The organism is Streptantibioticus silvisoli (genome assembly GCF_027947535.2).
Classification (GTDB): domain Bacteria; phylum Actinomycetota; class Actinomycetes; order Streptomycetales; family Streptomycetaceae; genus Streptantibioticus_C; species Streptantibioticus_C silvisoli.
Genome location: NZ_JAAGKO020000047.1, coordinates 54,522 through 69,912, shown reverse-complemented (window position 1 = coordinate 69,912; position 15,391 = coordinate 54,522). Strand labels below are relative to the sequence as shown.

Genomic DNA, 15,391 nt, shown 5'->3' with positions numbered 1-15,391 from the left:
TCCCCACGATGACCGTTCAGGCGCCCCCGGCACAGCACCTCGCCCGCACGGCCACCACGCTGACCGGACCCGTCCCGGCGCCGGCCGGACGCCCTGCGGTTCGGCCACCACGACCACCCGGGCGCCGCCATGGTCCGCGCCCGCCGGTTCGCCGCCCGTGCGGCTCGCTTGCCCGACTCCGCCGACCCGCCGACCGCGTCATCCCCGTCACCCGCGTCCGCGCCGGCGATCACCCGCGTGACGGCCGGACGCCCCGATCCACCGGAGGTAAACAGTGCCCACCGTCACCGCGGCCGACCTCGTGGCCGCCCGCGCCGAGGGCCGTGCCATCGGCTCGTTCACCACGTACAACCTGGAGACCACCCTCGCGCTGCGCGACGCCGCCGAGAACACCGGGCTGCCGGTGATCGTCCAACTGGCCACCGGGAGCTTCCCGTTCGTCGACCGGGCCACCCTCCTCGGCGTGGTCCGGGCCGCCGTCGTCGGCTCACCGTCGCGCATCGGCGTCCACCTCGGCCGCAGCCGCGAACTCGACGAGGTCGCCGCCTGCCTCGAACTGGGCTGCTCATCCGTCACGATCGACGGCTCCCACCTGCCGTTCGAGGAGAACGTCGAGCACACCCGCGCCGCCGTCGCCCTCGGCCGGCGGGCCGGCGCGTGGGTGGAGGGGAGGCTCGGCGCGGCCCGCGACGAGGACGGCTGCTTCGACGACCCCGGCGGCTCCGACGCTCCCGGGGCCCGCTATGACCTCGACACCCCCGACGGCCCGGCCGGGCTGCGGATGACCGACCCCGGCCGGGCCGCCGAGTTCGCCGCCCGCACCGGCGTCGACGCGCTCGCCGTCCAGGTCGGTGCCGTGCAGACCGGTGACGTCCACGGCGTCGGCGGTCCCGGCTGCTTCGACCTCGACCGGCTCGCCGCCATCGCCGCCGCCGTCCCCGTTCCGCTGGTCCTGGATGCCACGTCCGGACTCACCGACGTCCTGCTGCGCGGCGCGATATCGCGTGGAGTCGCCAAGATCAACGTCGACGCCGAACTGCGCCGGTCGGCCTTCGCCGCGCTCGGCACGACGCTGACCGCCGCCCGTGCCGCCGACCACGACCTCCGGAGCCTGCTGGAATCCGCCCGCCGGTCCGTCGCCACCACCGCCGCGAACCGCGCCCGGCTCTTCGGCCTCCCCGGCGCGGGGTGAGCCGGGGCCGGGCTGGTCGGGCGGCTCGGACGTCGGGGACTCAGACGTTGCCGGTGAGGCGGCTCAGGCGGAGGCGGGGCGGGCGCATGCCGTGCGGGCCACCGGGGTCGGACGGTCACCTAGGCCGGCAATCCCCCGGCACCGGGAGCGGCCGCACCGGAAGCGGCGGGGTCTGAAGCGGCCGCACCGGAAGCCCGGCACCGGGGTCCGCCGTACCGGAGGGTGGTCCGCCGCACCGGAGGACCACCCCGCACCGCAGCCCCCAGCCCCCGTCACACCGTGAAGTGGTCCGAGTCCGCCGCGGCCCAGTCCGCCGCCCATTCCTGCGGCGGCGCGGCGATCAGCTCGTCCGGCTCCAGCCAGTCGTACAGGTCGGCGTAGGAGGTCACGGTGGCCGGTCCCAGGCGGCGGCGCAGCATGTGGGGGTGCAGCCCTGACGGGTCGGTGGTGCCCATGGCCGCCATGATCTGCTGGGCGCTGGCCACCGTCGCCTCCTGGAACCGCCGCACCCGCAGCGACTTGTCGCCGACGTCCAGGGCGCGGGCGCGGCGCGGGTCCTGCGTGGTGACGCCGACCGGGCAGGTGTTGGTGTGGCAGCGCTGCGCCTGGATGCACCCGACGGCGAACATCATGGCGCGTGCCGCGTTGGTGTAGTCGGCGCCCTGCGCCAACCGCTTGACGATGTCGGCGCCGGTGGCCACCTTGCCGCTGGCGCCTATCCGGATGCGGTCGCGCAGTCCGGTGCCCACCAGCGCGTTGTGCACGGTGATCAGGCCCTCGGTCAACGGGGTGCCCAGGTGGTCGGCGAACTCCAGCGGTGCGGCGCCGGTGCCGCCCTCGGAGCCGTCGACCACGATGAAGTCCGGCGTGATGCCCTCCGCGAGCATCGCCTTGCACACCGACAGGAACTGCCGCCGCGATCCGACGCACAACTTGAACCCGGCCGGCTTGCCGCCGGACAGCTCCCGCATGCGGCCGATGAACCGGACCAGTTCGCGCGGGGTGGAGAAGACCCGGTGGTAGGGCGGCGAGGTGACGGTCTGGCCCTGCGGCACGCCGCGTACCCGGGCGATCTCGGCGTTGACCTTGTCACCCGGCAGGACGCCGCCGATGCCGGGCTTGGCGCCCTGCGACAGCTTCAGCGAGACGCACTTGACGTTGTCGTGCGCGGCCTTCTCGGCGAACGTGTCCGGGTCGAAGTCGCCGTCGCGGGTGCGGCAGCCGAAGTAGCCGGTGCCGATCTCCCACACCAGGTCCCCGCCGGGCCGCAGGTGGTACTCCGACAGGCCGCCCTCACCGGTGTCGTGCGCGAAGCCGCCCAGCGACGCGCCCCGGTTGAGCGCCAGCACCGCGTTGGCCGACAGCGACCCGAAGCTCATCGCCGAGACGTTCAGCAGCGCCATGTCGTACGGCTTCGAGCAGTCCGGGCCGCCGATCCGCACCCGCGGCGGGGTCTCCGGCACGCGGACCGGGGCCATCGACGGGGTCAGCCACTCGTAGCCGTCGCCGTAGACGTCGCGCTCGGTGCCGAAGGCCTCCTCCGCGGCGGTGCCCTTGGCGCGTTCGTAGACGATGCTGCGCACGTCGCGGTCGAAGGGGCGGCCGTCGAAGTTGCGCTCCACGAAGTACTGCTGGAGCTCCGGGCGCAGCCCCTCCATGGCGAACCGCAGGTGCCCGATGACGGGGTAGTTGCGCAGCACCGAGTGCCGTCGCTGCACCAGGTCGTGGACGCCGAGCAGGGCCACCGCCAGCAGCGGCCCGGCGGCGAACCACCACCACGGCGAGCCGAGGACGGCGGCCACCACCAGGGCGGCGGCGCACAGGACGATGAGGGCGACGGCGGCGATTCTGCGCATGGGGTGTGTCTGTCCCCGTCGCCGCCGCTCATGCGAGGCTCACCCGGTACGACGGTCCCGGTCACCCGGTGCGACGGACCGGGGTCACCGCCGGTGCGATGCCCGGTCACCCGGTGCGACGGCTCCGGCCCTCCGGTGCGCCGGTCCGAGCCGTCCGGTGCCTCCGCAGGCGACCCCGCCGGGCGTGCCGGGACCGCTCCGGTGCGGTGGCCCGTACCGCGTCCGGCGGGGCGCCGGTGCCCCGCCGGACGCGGTACGGGGGCCCGGTCGGTCCGTGAGGTCCGGTCGGCCGGTCGGTCCGCGATGCCCGGTCGATCCGTGACGTTCGGCGGGCGGTCGGTCCCGGACCGCACCGTGGTCCGCAGGCCGGTGTCGCGGAAGGCGGCGGCGGAGTCGTTGCCGGCCGCCGCCCCCGGGGCCGGGCCCGCCGCGGGCGTCAGGCCCAGCCGTAGAGCTTGCGCAGGTTGTCGACGACCATGTTGAACCGTGCCTTGTCCAAGGCGCAGGCCTCGCGGCGCATGCCGTGCTCGTGCACGCGCATCACCCGGTCCAGCGCCACCCACGAGTCGCGTCCCTCGCGGTCCCACGGCCCGTCGCCGAGGTGGACCCAGTCGCGCTGGTGCTCGTGCTCCTTGCTGGAGAGCATCACCGCCAGCAGCGTGCCGTGCGGCTCGCGCGCCACCACCAGCACCGGCCGGTCCTTGCCCCGCCCGTCGCGCTCCTCGTACGGAACCCAGGTCCACACGATCTCGCCGGGGTCCGGGTCGCCGTCGTGCCGCGGGGCGTAGGCGGTGTGCACCTCCTCCACGGCGTACGCGTCGACCTCCACGGTCGCGTTGGGCCCGTAACGGCCGGGTATGTCGTCGGTGTCGGTCAACTCGTGCATGCGCACAGGCTAATGGAGCGCGGACGCGGCATCGCGCGACGGACCCGGCGGACCCGCGGAGCGGCGCCACGGCTGGCGGACGCGTCCTCACCGGAGGCGTCGTCAGCGGAGGCGTCCTCACCGGTTGAGCCCCCACCGCACGGCGTTCTCCCCGAACGGCGGCCTCACCGCACGCGGCCTGCCCGCACGGCGTTCCCCCGCACGCGGGCGACGGCCGTCGCGCGTGACGGCCACCGCGCGACGGCCACCGCGCCCGGCCCCGCCGCCGGGGCCGGGCGTTCCCGGGCCGGCGTCCCCGTCCCGTATCGATGCCGTCGCCGGCCGGACGCGCGAAATCCGGCCGGCGACGAGTCGGCGCCGGGAACGCTCCCGTTGATCGTGGGGCAGCCGCCGGCGCCTCGCAACCGGCGTGCGGCCATCCGGCGAACCGTCACCGGAGGCGGCCCAGGCCCACCCCGCGTCAGCACCCGACGGCACGTCAGCCCATCGGGTGGCGAGGCGTCAGGAGAACGGGCAGCCGCCGGCGGACCGGACCGGGAACGTGCCCTGGCCGCGTTCGCGCGCCGGGTCGTCCAGTACGAACGCCGGCCGCAGGTCCGCCTCGTCGTAGTACCGGTGGTACACCGGTGTCAGACCGCCGGAAACCGGAGGAACGATCCAGCTCCAGTCCGCCGGACAGCTGCGCCCGGCGCGCTCCTCGCGGGCCAGGTGGTCCAGGAAGCGCCGCGACTCGGTGTGATGGTCCGACAGCGACACCCCGGCCGCGTCGAAGGAGTGCAGCACCGCCCGGTTCAGCTCCAGCATCGCCCGGTCCCGCCACAGCGTGCGCTCCGACGACATGTCCAGGCCCATGCGCTCGCCGATCCGCGGCAGCGTGTCGTAGCGGTGCGCGTCGACCAGGTTGCGCGCGGCGATCTCGGTCTGCATGTACCAGCCGTTGAACGGCGCCGCGGTGTAGTGGACGCCGCCGATCTCCAGCCGCATGTTGGATATCGCCGGAATCGCGTGCCAGCGCAGGCCCAGCTCGCCGAACCAGCCGAACTCCGGGTGTTCGAGCGGTACTTCGCGCACCGCGTCGTCCGGCACCGGATGCACGCTCAGGCCCGCCGCCGTCTCGATCAGCAGCGGCAGCACGTCGAACCGCCCGCCGGCGCCGCGCCACCCGAGGCGCTCGGCGAGCCGGGTGAAGCGCAGGTACTGACCGTCCCCCACGGTCGCACCGGTGTCGGCCTGCCGTCCGGCGTACCTGATCAGCTGGTCGTTCCATATCCGCACCGCCGAGCCGTCCGGCTGCTCGGCCGGGAAGACCGTGATGGTCGGCCGGATGCGGCCGCCGCGCCAGGAGCTGCGCAGGTGCTCGAAGCAGCCCTCGGCGATGTCCTCGGCCGTTTTGACGTCCCGCAGGTCACGCACGTTCAGGTTGTTCCAGTACAGCCGTCCGATGCAGCGCGCGGAGTTGCGCCACGCCACCCGGGCGCCCCAGGCCAGCTCGGCGCCGGTGTGCCGGTAGGTGCCGGTGTGCTCGATCTCGCACGAGACGTCCCGCATGCGGCGCAGTTCCCCGGCGCGGGTGACCGGGTTCTCCCGGAAGTACTGCCGCAGGAAGTCCAGGGCCTGCCGGTGGTCGGCGACGGCCGCGGACCCGGCCTCCGCGCCGGGTCCGGCGGTATCGCCGGGCCACACGGTGCTTCTGGCGTGGTGCATGGTGTTCTTCTCTCGGCTGTGGCGGGGCGGGCGGGGGAAACCATCCGTCTCCGGCCGGGTGTGGGGCGCCCTCATGTTTTCCGACCGGGCCCGGCGGTTCAAGAGCGGGGCGCCCCCGGCCGGAACGGGGCGATGCGGTACGAGTTGCCGAACCGGCCGGGGGCGCCGACGATGGGCCAACGGGACAGACGAGAGATCCGTAAGCGACCCCCGGGGCCCGCCCCCGCGGTACCGATCACTCAGGAGCCGCCATGGCCTCGTACTTCGCCACCGAATCGCTGGTCCCCGACGCACTGGCCGGTTTCGCCCGGGCCCACAGCGACCTGGTCGACCTCGACGCCGAGCACGGCTTCCTCACCGCCCGCCGTCCGGCCGCCGGCCGCCGGGTCGCCCTGCTGTCCGGCGGCGGCTCCGGCCACGAACCGCTGCACATCGGCTACGTCGGCGCCGGGATGCTGGACGCCGCCTGCCCCGGCCGGATCTTCGCCTCCCCGCACAACCGTCAGATCTTCCAGGCGTCCTGCGCGGTGGCCCGGGACGGCGGTGTGCTGCACATCGTCAAGAACTACACCGGCGACCGGATCAACTTCGGCATCGCCGCCGAACGCCTCAACCGGCAGGGCATCCGCTGCGCCCGGGTGCTGGTCGACGACGACATCGCCTCGGAGTCGGAGTCCATCGCGGTCGGCCGGCGCGGCATGGCCGGCACGGTGCTGGTGGAGAAGGTGCTCGGCGCCGCCGCCGACGCGGGCGCCGGCCTCGACGAGCTGGTCGCCCTCGGCACCCGCACGTCGGCCCGCTGCCGCAGCGTCTCGGTGGCCTCCGGCGCGCACAACACCCCGGCCACCGGCCGCCCCGCCTTCGAGGTGCCGGCCGGCATGATCGAGTACGGCGTCGGCATCCACGGGGAACGGGCCGACCGCTCCCTGCCGGTCATGCCGCTGGCCAAACTGGTCGAGGCGATGACCGCCGACCTGGTCACCGCGCTCGATCCGGCGCCGGGCGCCACCATGATCGCCATGGTCAACGGACTGGGGTCCGTCACCCGGATGGAGCTGTACGCGGTGCTCGGCCAGTTCATCGCCGCGCTGACCGCCCGGGGCCTGGTGCCGGGCCGTACGCCGGTCGGCGAGTTCGTCACCGCGCTCGACATGCGCGGTTTCTCGCTCACCCTCCTGGACGCCGACCGGGAGACACTCGCCCTGTACGACGCCCCGGCGCACACCGCGGCCTGGCCGTCCCCGGCGACGACGCTCGACAGGGGTTGATCGCATGGAGTTCGACGCGGCGTTCACCGACGCGTGGGTACGGCGTTTCGCCGCCGTCGTGGCGTCCACCGAGGAGCGGCTGACGGACCTGGACCAGCGCACCGGCGACGGGGACTTCGGCGTCAACCTGCGGGCCGGCCTGGAGTCGGCCCTCGCCCGGCTGGCGCGGCGCGATCCGGCCGACCGATCCGCCCGCGGCCCGCTGGACGCCGCCGCCACCGCCTTCCTCGACGACGTCGGCGGCACCAGCGGACCGCTGTTCGGGCTGCTGCTGACCGAACTGGCCGGCGCCGCCGCCGACCACGGCGACGTGCTGACGGTCCGGGCGCTGGCGGACGGCACGGCGGCCGGCCTCGCCGCCATCCAGCGGGTCGGCGACGCCGAACCCGGCGACAAGACACTGGTCGACGCGCTCGCGCCGGCCGCCCGCGCGCTGCGGGAGGCCCCCGCGAAGACCCGGCCCGACGTGGCCCTGGCGGCGGCGGCCGACGCCGCCTGGGAGGGCGTGCGCGGCACCGCGCTGTTCCGGGCCCGCCGGGGCCGGGCCAGCTACCTGGGCGACCGGGCCAGCGGCATCCCCGACCCCGGCGCGGTCGGCGTCGGCCTGCTGTTCTCCGCCGCCGTCGACATCACCTCCCTCTCCCTCGACGACCTGCTCGGCGGCGCGGAACCGGCCTCACCGGCGGTGTGACGGGCGGCGGCGCCGGACGGTGTCAGCGGCGCCGCCGACACCGTCCGTCAGCCCGGCACCGTCCGTCAGCCATTGCGCCGTCAACTCCGTCAGCCACGGCACCGTCCGTCAGCCACGCACCGGGCGCCGGCCACGGCACCGCCCGGCAGCCCGGCACCGCCGACCCCGGCACCCGCCGCCGCGAGACCCCCCGTCAGGCGACCGGCTGGCGGGGGATGCGGCCGGCGACCCAGGCGGTGAGGCCCGGCTCGGCCAGCGAGGGGACCCACCAGTCGGCGAGTTCGGTGGCCTCGTCGGCGGGGCGCGGGCCGACGCCCAGCACCCGCAGGCCGGCGGCGGCGGCCGACCGCAGGCCGCAGACGGAGTCCTCGACGGCGAGCGCGTCACGTGGTTCGCCGCCGAGGGCCCGCACCGCGGTGAGGTACGGATCCGGGTCCGGCTTGGGGCGTACGCCGTCGCCGGGCACCACGATGCGCTCGAAGTACCGCAGCAGGCCGACGGCCTCCAGGCAGGACTCGACCACGTCGAGCGGGCAGTTGCTGGCGACCGCCAGCGGTGCGAACCGGGCGACGCCGGCCACCATGCGTTCCGCGCCCGGGGTCGGCACCGGGTTCTCCGCGACCAGTTTCCGGAACGCGTCGAGCAGTTGGACGGTCATCGCCTGCGTCGACTCCGGGCGGCCGGCGAACTGCGCCATCATCCGCCCGCAGTCGGTGTAGTGCACGCCCTTCGACAGCTCGGCGAACTCCGGGTCCGGGACGACGCCGTAGCCGAGCAGCACGGTGTCCCGGGCCGCCTGCCAGTGGCGTTCGGTGTCCATCAGGGTGCCGTCGCAGTCGAACACGACGACGGAGGGGGTCCAGTCGGTGATGGTGTGGACTGTCATGAGTGCCTTCTCCGCTGTTCTTTGAGGGGTGGGCCGCGCAACCGGCCCCGGTGACCGGGGAGGCGGGGGCCTGGGCCCCGTCCCTCTCGCGCGGGGCGAGGTATCGACGGGGTCTTCGGCGGCCTGGGGACCGCCTTCGGGGCGTGAACGCGGGCGCGTGAGCGCGCATACTGCCCGGAAGGGACATTCCGGAACATAACGTTCGTTACGTTAGGTTGGGCGCGTCACGTAGTCAAGCCGCTACTCTTCGTGCGTGCCGCGGGGCGTGCGCGTCGGCCCGCGGAGAAGGCGCAGGCCGGCGCGGGTGGCGGGGTCATCGGCGGTAACGCAGGACCCCGACCGCCGTGTGGGAGCCGCCCTGGCGGAAGCGGAAGACGCCCGTGCCGGCGTAGACGGCGCACTCCACCCGCGCGAACGGCGCGTGTTCGGTGAACCGCAGCGCCCGCAACTCGCCGGAGACCGGCCGCAGCAGCGCGCCCCCGCTGCGCACCGCCGCCGCCTGCCGCGCCGCCTCGATCAGCGCCATGCCGGGCACGTGGTCCGAGCCGTGGTCGAACAGGAACGGGTGCCACGGATCGGCCGGGTCCAGCACCAGCGCCCCGCCCTCCAGCCCCAGGACGACGTCCCCCGGCGACCCCACGTCCAGCGCGGCGTGCGCCGGGCGTACGCCACCACTGCGCGCCCCCGAAAGCGCCCCCGAAAGCACCCCCGTCCGTGCTCCCGGAAGCGTCCCGCCGTCCGCCGCCGATCCGCCCGGCGCCGCAGAGGACGCCGCGCCGCGCGCCGCCGCGCCCGCCTTCCGCAGCGTCGCGTACTCCCGTTCGCCCAGGAACCGCGAACCGCCCCACGCCCGGCCGAACATCACCTCGCCGGCGAGGAACCGCACCCGCATGCGCAGGCCCCGCACCGCACCCGAGCCGCCGCGCCGCACCTCGTCGACCGCGACCCGGCAGGTGATCTCGCTGGCGCCGAACCCCGCGCGCGGCTCGGCCGCCGGGTCGACGGCGAACCCCAGGTCGGTGATGAGGAACCGCGCGCCGGGCGCCACCCCGTAGTGCGTCAGCGGCACATAGATGCCCAGCTGCCGCAGCGTCTCGACCAGCACCAGCGGACTGTGCCGGTCGTCGCGGCCGCGCGGGAACGTCGGATGGGACCGCGGCCAGCACGCGGCCGCCTCGAACCGGTCGGCGCCGCACGGCCGTACGTCGGTCAGCAGCACCTCCGCCACCGACACCCGGTGCACCAGTTCGCGGTCGACGGTCCGAGACCGGCGCAACGCCCCACCCGTGAGGGGCGCGAGAACCGCCCGGTCGCCAGTGTCCATGAAAAGCAGAAAATACCGATATTGCGCGTTTCGCATGTCCGGGCGCCGGAAGGCGGAAGCCCTTCCACTAGATTCCCCCCAACAGCCGATCTTTCGTAACAAAGGGGCAACCACGTGCAGGGGCGGGCGGAGGCGACACGCAGGTCGCTACTGGAGGCGGCGGCGCACCTGTTCAACGAACGCGGGTACGCCGGCACGAGCATCAGCGACATCAGCGAACTGTCCGGGCGCACCAGCGGCGCGGTCTACTTCCACTACACCAGCAAGGAGATGCTCGCGCTCGCCGTCGTCGAGGCGCACTTCGCCACCTGGCCGCAGCTGATCGAACGTCACGACTCGGCCCGGCTGCCCGCGCTGGAACGCCTCGTCCGGCTCAGCTTCGCGGTGGCGCGCGCCTTCCGCGACGACATCGTGGTGCGGGCCGGCGCCCGGCTGTGGGCGGAGCGCAAGACGATCAACGAGACGCTGCCCACCCCGTTCGTCGGCTGGATCGCCACCGTGCGGCGGCTGATGAACCAGGCGCGCTCCAACGGCGAGCTGGCACCGCATGTCGACCCGGCCCGCGACGCCCACTCGGTGGTGTGCGCCTTCTTCGGCCTGCACACCGTCTCCGACGCGCTCCAGGACCGGCTGGGCCTGGTCGACCAACTCGCCGACCTGTGGCTGCTGTTGCTGCCGTCGTTGCAGGCCGGGGCGGACCCCGCCGGTCTGGTGGCCCGCGCCCGCGGACCGCTGCCCGGCGCCGACCGTACCCCGGTCGGCGCCGGCCGCCCCTGACGCCTCAGCCGGACCGCGCCACCACGTCCGCGGCGTCCAGCAGCGCCAGCCGGTGCCCGTACTGCACCGTCCAGTAGCGCTCCCGGCCGATGACCACCACGCCGGAGGCGGCGACGTAGTCGTCGGACGGCACCGGCGCCACCGACGCCACGTACGCCTGACCGGCGGGCACCGCGTACTGCGCCAACGGCCGGTGGTCGGACGGCGTCAGGCCCGCCGGGTACTCCGACGGCGCCGGGAACGCCTGCCCGTACACCGGCGCCGGTGCGGTGCCGGTGACCGGGCCGACCACGACGGCGCCGGGGGCCGGCGCGGTGTTGACGCCGCCGGGGTTGGCGAACCACACCTTGGCGCCGCTGAACCAGATCGCCGTCCAGTCCCCGCTGCGCCCGGCCACCACGAACCGCTGGCCGGCCGAGACCGTGCCGCCCCAGTCGTCGATCGCGTCGCTGCCGTCCCCGGCGTGCCCGTGCAGCGCCGGGTCGCCGAACAGCGGCGCGGACGCGGACGGCGCGGTGCGCACGTACAGGAAGTCCGACGGCTCGCGCTGCTCGCGGCAGCCGCGCGCCGGCGCGTCGTCGTCGGCATGGTCGGCATCGTCGGCGTGGTCCGGGCCGCCGCCGGACGCGCCGGTGGGCTGCCCGCACACCCGGACCGCCTGCCGGTCGGTGTCGAACGGCGGGGCCACGGTCACCGCCGTGCCGGTGGCCGGCATCCCGCCGCCGGCGTCCGCCGCCGGGGCGCCCAGCAGTGCCATGAAGTGGGTCCAGTCCCAGTACGGCCCCGGGTCCCAGTGCATGCCCGCCACCCCGGACGACGTCACGCCCGGCACGTTGTCGTGGCCGATGACGTGCTCGCGGTCCAGCGGCACCCCGTAGCGCGCCGACAGGTACCGCACCAGGTCCGCGGTGGCCCGGTACTGCGCCTCGGTGTACCAGGTCGCCCCGCTCGCCGCGAAGCCCTCGTGCTCGATGCCCACCGAATGCAGGTTGAACCAGTAGTTGCCGGCATGGAAGGCGATGTCCTGGTCGGGCACCATCTGCGTCACCGCGCCGTCGGACGCCCGCATCACGTACTGCGCCGCCGCGTCGCCCGACGGGTCCCGGAACGACCGCAGGGAGGAGGCGTAACCGCCCTCGGTGTCGTGGATGACGATGTAGCGGATGCGCAGCCCGTCCAGCGGCCGGTCCGCCCGCTGGTAGGTGGCCGACGCGGCCGGCAGCACCGAGCACCGCACCGCCGCCGGGCACTGCGGGCCGTCCCCGTCGCCGGCACCCCGCGCGCTCGGCACCGTCCGCCGGTCCGGCCGCAGTCCGGGCCGCGCCGCCAGTACCAGGCGCCCGGCCGGCGTCGTGCGCCGTGCGCCGGAGGCCAGCACGCCGTAGACCTCGTCGGCGAACCGCCGGGCCACCGCCGGGTCGGCCGACCGGCTGTAGCGCGCGACCGCGCCGTACCAGGCCGCCGGATCGGCCGGGGTGCCGCCGGTCAGCCGCCGTTCGGCCGCCGCCAGCAGCGCCGCGCCGCCGCGCAGGTTGTCCAGGTCCCGCGACCGCAGCAGGGCCGGCGCGATCCCGGTCAGCCCGGCCGCGGCGTCCAGGGTGTGCAGGGCCGGCCCGGCGGCGGACCGGCCGCCGGCCCCGCCGGGAGTGCCGGCGGCCAGCATCGCCGGCGTCACCCGCGTCAGATCCATCAGCCCGTAGCCGCCGTCCGCGCTCAGCTGCCCGGCGTGCCCGTCCCACCGCGACTCGGCGTACGCCACCGCCATCAGCACCGGCACCGGCACCTGGAACTCCCGGGCGGCGCGGGCGAACCGGCCGGCCGCCACCGCGCCGGCGGCCGTCGAGCCGCCGGCCGCCGGCGGGGCGGCGTCGGTCTGCGCGGGCGCGCCGGTGCGCGGCAGGACGGCCGCCGCCACCCCGCCGGCCAGCAGCAGGCCCGCGGCCGCGGTGATCCCCATCTGACGGAATGTGGAGCGCACCACGGATCTCCCTCGTCCGGCGCCGGTGGAAGCCCGGGACCGGGGACCGGTCGGCGGGACGTCCGGAAATTACCATGATCAAATGCTTTGTCTGCTTCGGTGCCGGGCGCGCCGCCGCCCCCGGAACCGGCATGGCGCACGCCACCGTGCCGCGACGGGCCGGGCCGGCCCCGGCCGGGACGCCAGCGGGACGGCACCGGGACGGGTCCGGCCCGACGTACCGATCGCCCGCGCGGCCCCCGGGGTTCGTCCGGCTGGCCGAGTGAGCCGGGGGCGGTCCGTGACGTGGCGTCGGCCGGGCCCGGCAGCGGCGTGCCACGCTGCCCGTGCGAGCCGGCGGCGGCCGGTTCCCGGAGCCGAGGAGGCGTCGGCCGTGTCCGCTCCCCACCCCGCTCCCCGGCCCGGAGAACCCCCGCGAGCCGGCGCCTCCGGTCCACCGGGCCCGCCGACCGCGTCACCTCCGCCGACTCCGCCCACCCCGCCAGGGTCGGGGCCGCCCACTCCGCCCACTCCGCCACCTCCGCCAGGGTCAGGCCCGCCGGATCCGCCACCTCCGCCAGGGTCGGGCCCGCCGGATCCGCCGACTCCGCCAGGGGCAGCGGGGCCGCCGGCGTCGCCGGGTCCGCCCGGCCCGCCCGATCCCGCCGCGCTCGTCCGTACCCGCGGCTACCTCGTCGTGCTCGGCGTCGCCGCCCTGCTCGGCGTGCCGGTCTCGGCGGCCGCCTTCGGGTTCCTGGCGCTGGTCCACGCCCTCCAGGACCAGGTCTTCACCGGTCTGCCGCGCGCGCTCGGCCTCCACGGCACGCCCGACTGGTGGCCGGTGCCGGTCCTGGCGGTGGCCGGCCTGCTGGTCGCCCCGGTGATCCGCCACCTGCCGGGCACCGCGGGCCACGAACCGTCCGCCGGGATGTCCGCCTCCGGGTTCCCGGCCCCCGCCGAACTGCCCGGTGTCCTGCTGGCCGCCCTCGCCTCGCTGGCGCTCGGCGTGGTGCTCGGCCCGGAGGCGCCGCTGATCGCGCTCGGCGGCGGCCTCGCGCTGGCCGTGGTGCGGGCGGCCGGCCGGCACCGCGAGCTGCCGGCCCGCGCCGGTGAAGTGGTCGCCTCCGCCGGGGCGTTCGCGGCGGTCGCCACCCTGCTGGGCTCACCGCTGACCGGCGCGTTCCTGCTGATGGAGGCGTCCGGACTCGGCGGGGCGCTGCTCGGCGCGGTGCTGGTGCCGGGGCTGCTGGCGGCCGGCACCGGCGCGCTGATCTTCACCGGCCTCGGCTCCTGGACCGGCCTGGGCACCTACTCGCTGACGCTGCACCACGTGCCGGCCACCCGCGCCCCGGACGCCGCGCAGTTCGGCTGGGCGCTGGTCGTCGGGCTGGCCGCGGCGCTGGCCGGGACCGCGGTCAAACGGCTGGCGCGGTGGCTGCTGCCGCGGATCGCCGGGCGCCGCCTGCCGCTGACGGTGGCCGCCGGCCTCGTGGTGGGCGCCACCGCCGCGCTGTACGGCACGGTCACCGGCCACTCGCTGTCCGACGTGCTGTACTCCGGGCAGAACGCGCTGGACCCGCTGCTCGCCGCGCCCGGCGCGTACTCGGTGGGCGCGCTGCTGCTGCTGATGGTGTGCAAGGCGTTCGCCTACGGCGTGTCGTTGAGCGCGTTCCGCGGCGGGCCGATCTTCCCCTCGATGTTCATCGGCGCGGTCGGCGGGGTGGCCCTGTCACGGGCCGGCGGGCTGCCGCTGGCGGCCGGGTTCGCGATGGGCATCGGCGCGATGTGCGTCGCGATGCTCGACCTGCCCATGACGTCCGTGCTGCTGGCCACCCTGCTGCTGGGCCGGCCCGGACTGACCGTGCTGCCGCTGGTGATCGTCGCCGTCGTGGTGTCCTACGTTGCCTCGGCGCGGCTGGCGCCGCCGCCGCGGCGGGTGGAGCGCGGCGGCTGACGGGTCGTCGGCCGCCCGACGAGTCCGGATATCCCGGTGTTCGCGCTCGGGCGTCCTCCGGATCTGCACACAACGATCGCTCATTACCCACCGCCCCTTGGGTTTCGCCAAGCTTTACTGATCGGAAACTGAGTGATCCCCCGGGGAGAGGTACCAGATGGGCAGGCATCGGCGAGCCAAGTTGGCGCTCGGCGCGCGTTCCACGGTGGTCAAGGCCGCCGCCGCCATGGGCGTCGCGACGGCGCTCGCCGCGGGCATCAACTCGGCGGCCAACGGTCCGGTCGGCACGCAGGCGGCCGCGGACACCACCGGCGACCCGGTGAACCTCGCCGGCAACTCCAGCTCGGAGGGCGGCCACCACACCGCCACCACCAGCGGCCACGAGTCGGTCCCGACCGGGTTCGCCACCGAGTCGGCGGGCCAGCCCAAGCTGATCCAGCCGGCCTCCGACGTCCACGCCGTCAAGTCCACGGCCGCGCACACCGCGCAGACCGCGACGCAGACGGCCCCGGGCACGACCGCGACCCAGGCCCCGGCACCGGTCACCTCCACGGCGCCGACCCCGCCGCCGACCGCCCCCAGCGACCCCGGCTCCGCCCCGCCGCCCGCCTCCTCGGCGCCCGCGCCCGCGCAGGGCGGCAGCAGCGGCTCCGGCTCGACCGGCCCGGTCGGCAGCCTGCTCGGCGGTGTCGTCGGCACCGTGGGCGGCGTGGTGGACGGCCTGCTCGGCTGACGCACCGCACCTGACACCCCGAAGGACCCCCGGTGACGCACCGGGGGTCCTTCGCCGTGTCCGGCCACTCTGCCGGGCCACCCTGCCGGGGAACGCCGGTGCTCCGTGGCGCCGGCAGAACGCCGCGGCTCACCCTGCCGGGCGGAGCGCCGGGTTCGGTCGC

The 15,391-nt window shown here is 75.7% G+C and carries 12 protein-coding genes; 6 read left to right on the top strand and 6 right to left on the bottom strand.

Going from position 1 to position 15,391, the window contains the following annotated elements; genetic code table 11:
* The first annotated feature begins 274 nt into the window (after positions 1 to 274).
* A complete protein-coding gene (locus POF43_RS26520) occupies positions 275 to 1,192 on the top strand; it encodes a class II fructose-bisphosphate aldolase (RefSeq protein WP_271323472.1) in 918 nt (305 codons plus the stop codon).
* 272 nt (positions 1,193 to 1,464) lie between these two features.
* On the opposite strand, the gene POF43_RS26515 is transcribed toward POF43_RS26520, so the two are convergent.
* The 3 genes from POF43_RS26515 to POF43_RS26505 form a co-directional block, all read right to left on the bottom strand.
* Entirely contained in the window at positions 1,465 to 3,048 is a 1,584-nt protein-coding gene (locus POF43_RS26515) for an FMN-binding glutamate synthase family protein (RefSeq protein WP_271323471.1), read from the bottom strand.
* 436 nt (positions 3,049 to 3,484) lie between these two features.
* Entirely contained in the window at positions 3,485 to 3,934 is a 450-nt protein-coding gene (locus POF43_RS26510) for a type II toxin-antitoxin system PemK/MazF family toxin (RefSeq protein WP_271314468.1), read from the bottom strand.
* A 501-nt stretch (positions 3,935 to 4,435) separates the two neighbouring features.
* Positions 4,436 to 5,638, bottom strand: a complete 1,203-nt coding sequence (locus POF43_RS26505; RefSeq protein WP_271323470.1) for a nitric oxide synthase oxygenase — start codon at positions 5,636 to 5,638, stop codon at positions 4,436 to 4,438.
* Between the two features lie 251 nt (positions 5,639 to 5,889).
* On the opposite strand from POF43_RS26505, the gene POF43_RS26500 reads away from it, so the two are divergent.
* A complete protein-coding gene (locus tag POF43_RS26500) occupies positions 5,890 to 6,906 on the top strand; it encodes a dihydroxyacetone kinase subunit DhaK (RefSeq protein WP_271314466.1) in 1,017 nt (338 codons plus the stop codon).
* Positions 6,907 to 6,910: 4 nt separating this feature from the next.
* Complete coding sequence (gene dhaL / locus POF43_RS26495) at positions 6,911 to 7,597, top strand: dihydroxyacetone kinase subunit DhaL (protein ID WP_271314465.1); 687 nt, start codon at positions 6,911 to 6,913, stop codon at positions 7,595 to 7,597.
* A 193-nt stretch (positions 7,598 to 7,790) separates the two neighbouring features.
* Here the strand turns inward: dhaL and POF43_RS26490 are convergent, their stop codons facing one another.
* Both POF43_RS26490 and POF43_RS26485 read right to left on the bottom strand, forming a co-directional pair.
* A complete protein-coding gene (locus POF43_RS26490) occupies positions 7,791 to 8,483 on the bottom strand; it encodes an HAD family hydrolase (RefSeq protein WP_271314464.1) in 693 nt (230 codons plus the stop codon).
* 313 nt (positions 8,484 to 8,796) lie between these two features.
* Entirely contained in the window at positions 8,797 to 9,807 is a 1,011-nt protein-coding gene (locus POF43_RS26485; RefSeq protein WP_271323469.1) for a ScbA/BarX family gamma-butyrolactone biosynthesis protein, read from the bottom strand.
* Positions 9,808 to 9,921: 114 nt separating this feature from the next.
* Here POF43_RS26485 and POF43_RS26480 point away from each other — a divergent pair, with 114 nt between their 5' ends.
* Positions 9,922 to 10,584, top strand: coding sequence for a ScbR family autoregulator-binding transcription factor (locus POF43_RS26480; RefSeq protein WP_271314462.1), 663 nt, complete (start codon positions 9,922 to 9,924; stop codon positions 10,582 to 10,584).
* 4 nt (positions 10,585 to 10,588) lie between these two features.
* Here POF43_RS26480 and POF43_RS26475 read toward each other — a convergent pair whose 3' ends face one another.
* Positions 10,589 to 12,541 (bottom strand): N-acetylmuramoyl-L-alanine amidase, encoded by a 1,953-nt coding sequence (locus POF43_RS26475; protein ID WP_271323468.1) that lies wholly within the window; start codon positions 12,539 to 12,541, stop codon positions 10,589 to 10,591.
* Between the two features lie 697 nt (positions 12,542 to 13,238).
* On the opposite strand from POF43_RS26475, the gene POF43_RS26470 reads away from it, so the two are divergent.
* On the top strand, positions 13,239 to 14,495 hold the full coding sequence (locus POF43_RS26470; protein WP_271325785.1) for a chloride channel protein: 1,257 nt from the start codon (positions 13,239 to 13,241) through the stop codon (positions 14,493 to 14,495).
* A 157-nt stretch (positions 14,496 to 14,652) separates the two neighbouring features.
* On the top strand, positions 14,653 to 15,228 hold the full coding sequence (locus POF43_RS26465) for a hypothetical protein (protein ID WP_282698547.1): 576 nt from the start codon (positions 14,653 to 14,655) through the stop codon (positions 15,226 to 15,228).
* The last annotated feature ends 163 nt before the right edge of the window (positions 15,229 to 15,391 follow it).

Excerpts from the sequence above, each read along its gene's own strand:
- POF43_RS26515 (WP_271323471.1), bottom strand. The coding sequence starts at position 3,048 with ATGCGCAGAATCGCCGCCGTCGCCCTCATCGTCCTGTGCGCCGCCGCC.
- POF43_RS26510 (WP_271314468.1), bottom strand. The coding sequence starts at position 3,934 with ATGCACGAGTTGACCGACACCGACGACATACCCGGCCGTTACGGGCCC.
- POF43_RS26505 (WP_271323470.1), bottom strand. The coding sequence starts at position 5,638 with ATGCACCACGCCAGAAGCACCGTGTGGCCCGGCGATACCGCCGGACCC.
- POF43_RS26500 (WP_271314466.1), top strand. The coding sequence starts at position 5,890 with ATGGCCTCGTACTTCGCCACCGAATCGCTGGTCCCCGACGCACTGGCC.
- dhaL (WP_271314465.1), top strand. The coding sequence starts at position 6,911 with ATGGAGTTCGACGCGGCGTTCACCGACGCGTGGGTACGGCGTTTCGCC.
- POF43_RS26490 (WP_271314464.1), bottom strand. The coding sequence starts at position 8,483 with ATGACAGTCCACACCATCACCGACTGGACCCCCTCCGTCGTCGTGTTC.
- POF43_RS26485 (WP_271323469.1), bottom strand. The coding sequence starts at position 9,807 with ATGGACACTGGCGACCGGGCGGTTCTCGCGCCCCTCACGGGTGGGGCG.
- POF43_RS26475 (WP_271323468.1), bottom strand. The coding sequence starts at position 12,541 with ATGGGGATCACCGCGGCCGCGGGCCTGCTGCTGGCCGGCGGGGTGGCG.
- POF43_RS26465 (WP_282698547.1), top strand. The coding sequence starts at position 14,653 with ATGGGCAGGCATCGGCGAGCCAAGTTGGCGCTCGGCGCGCGTTCCACG.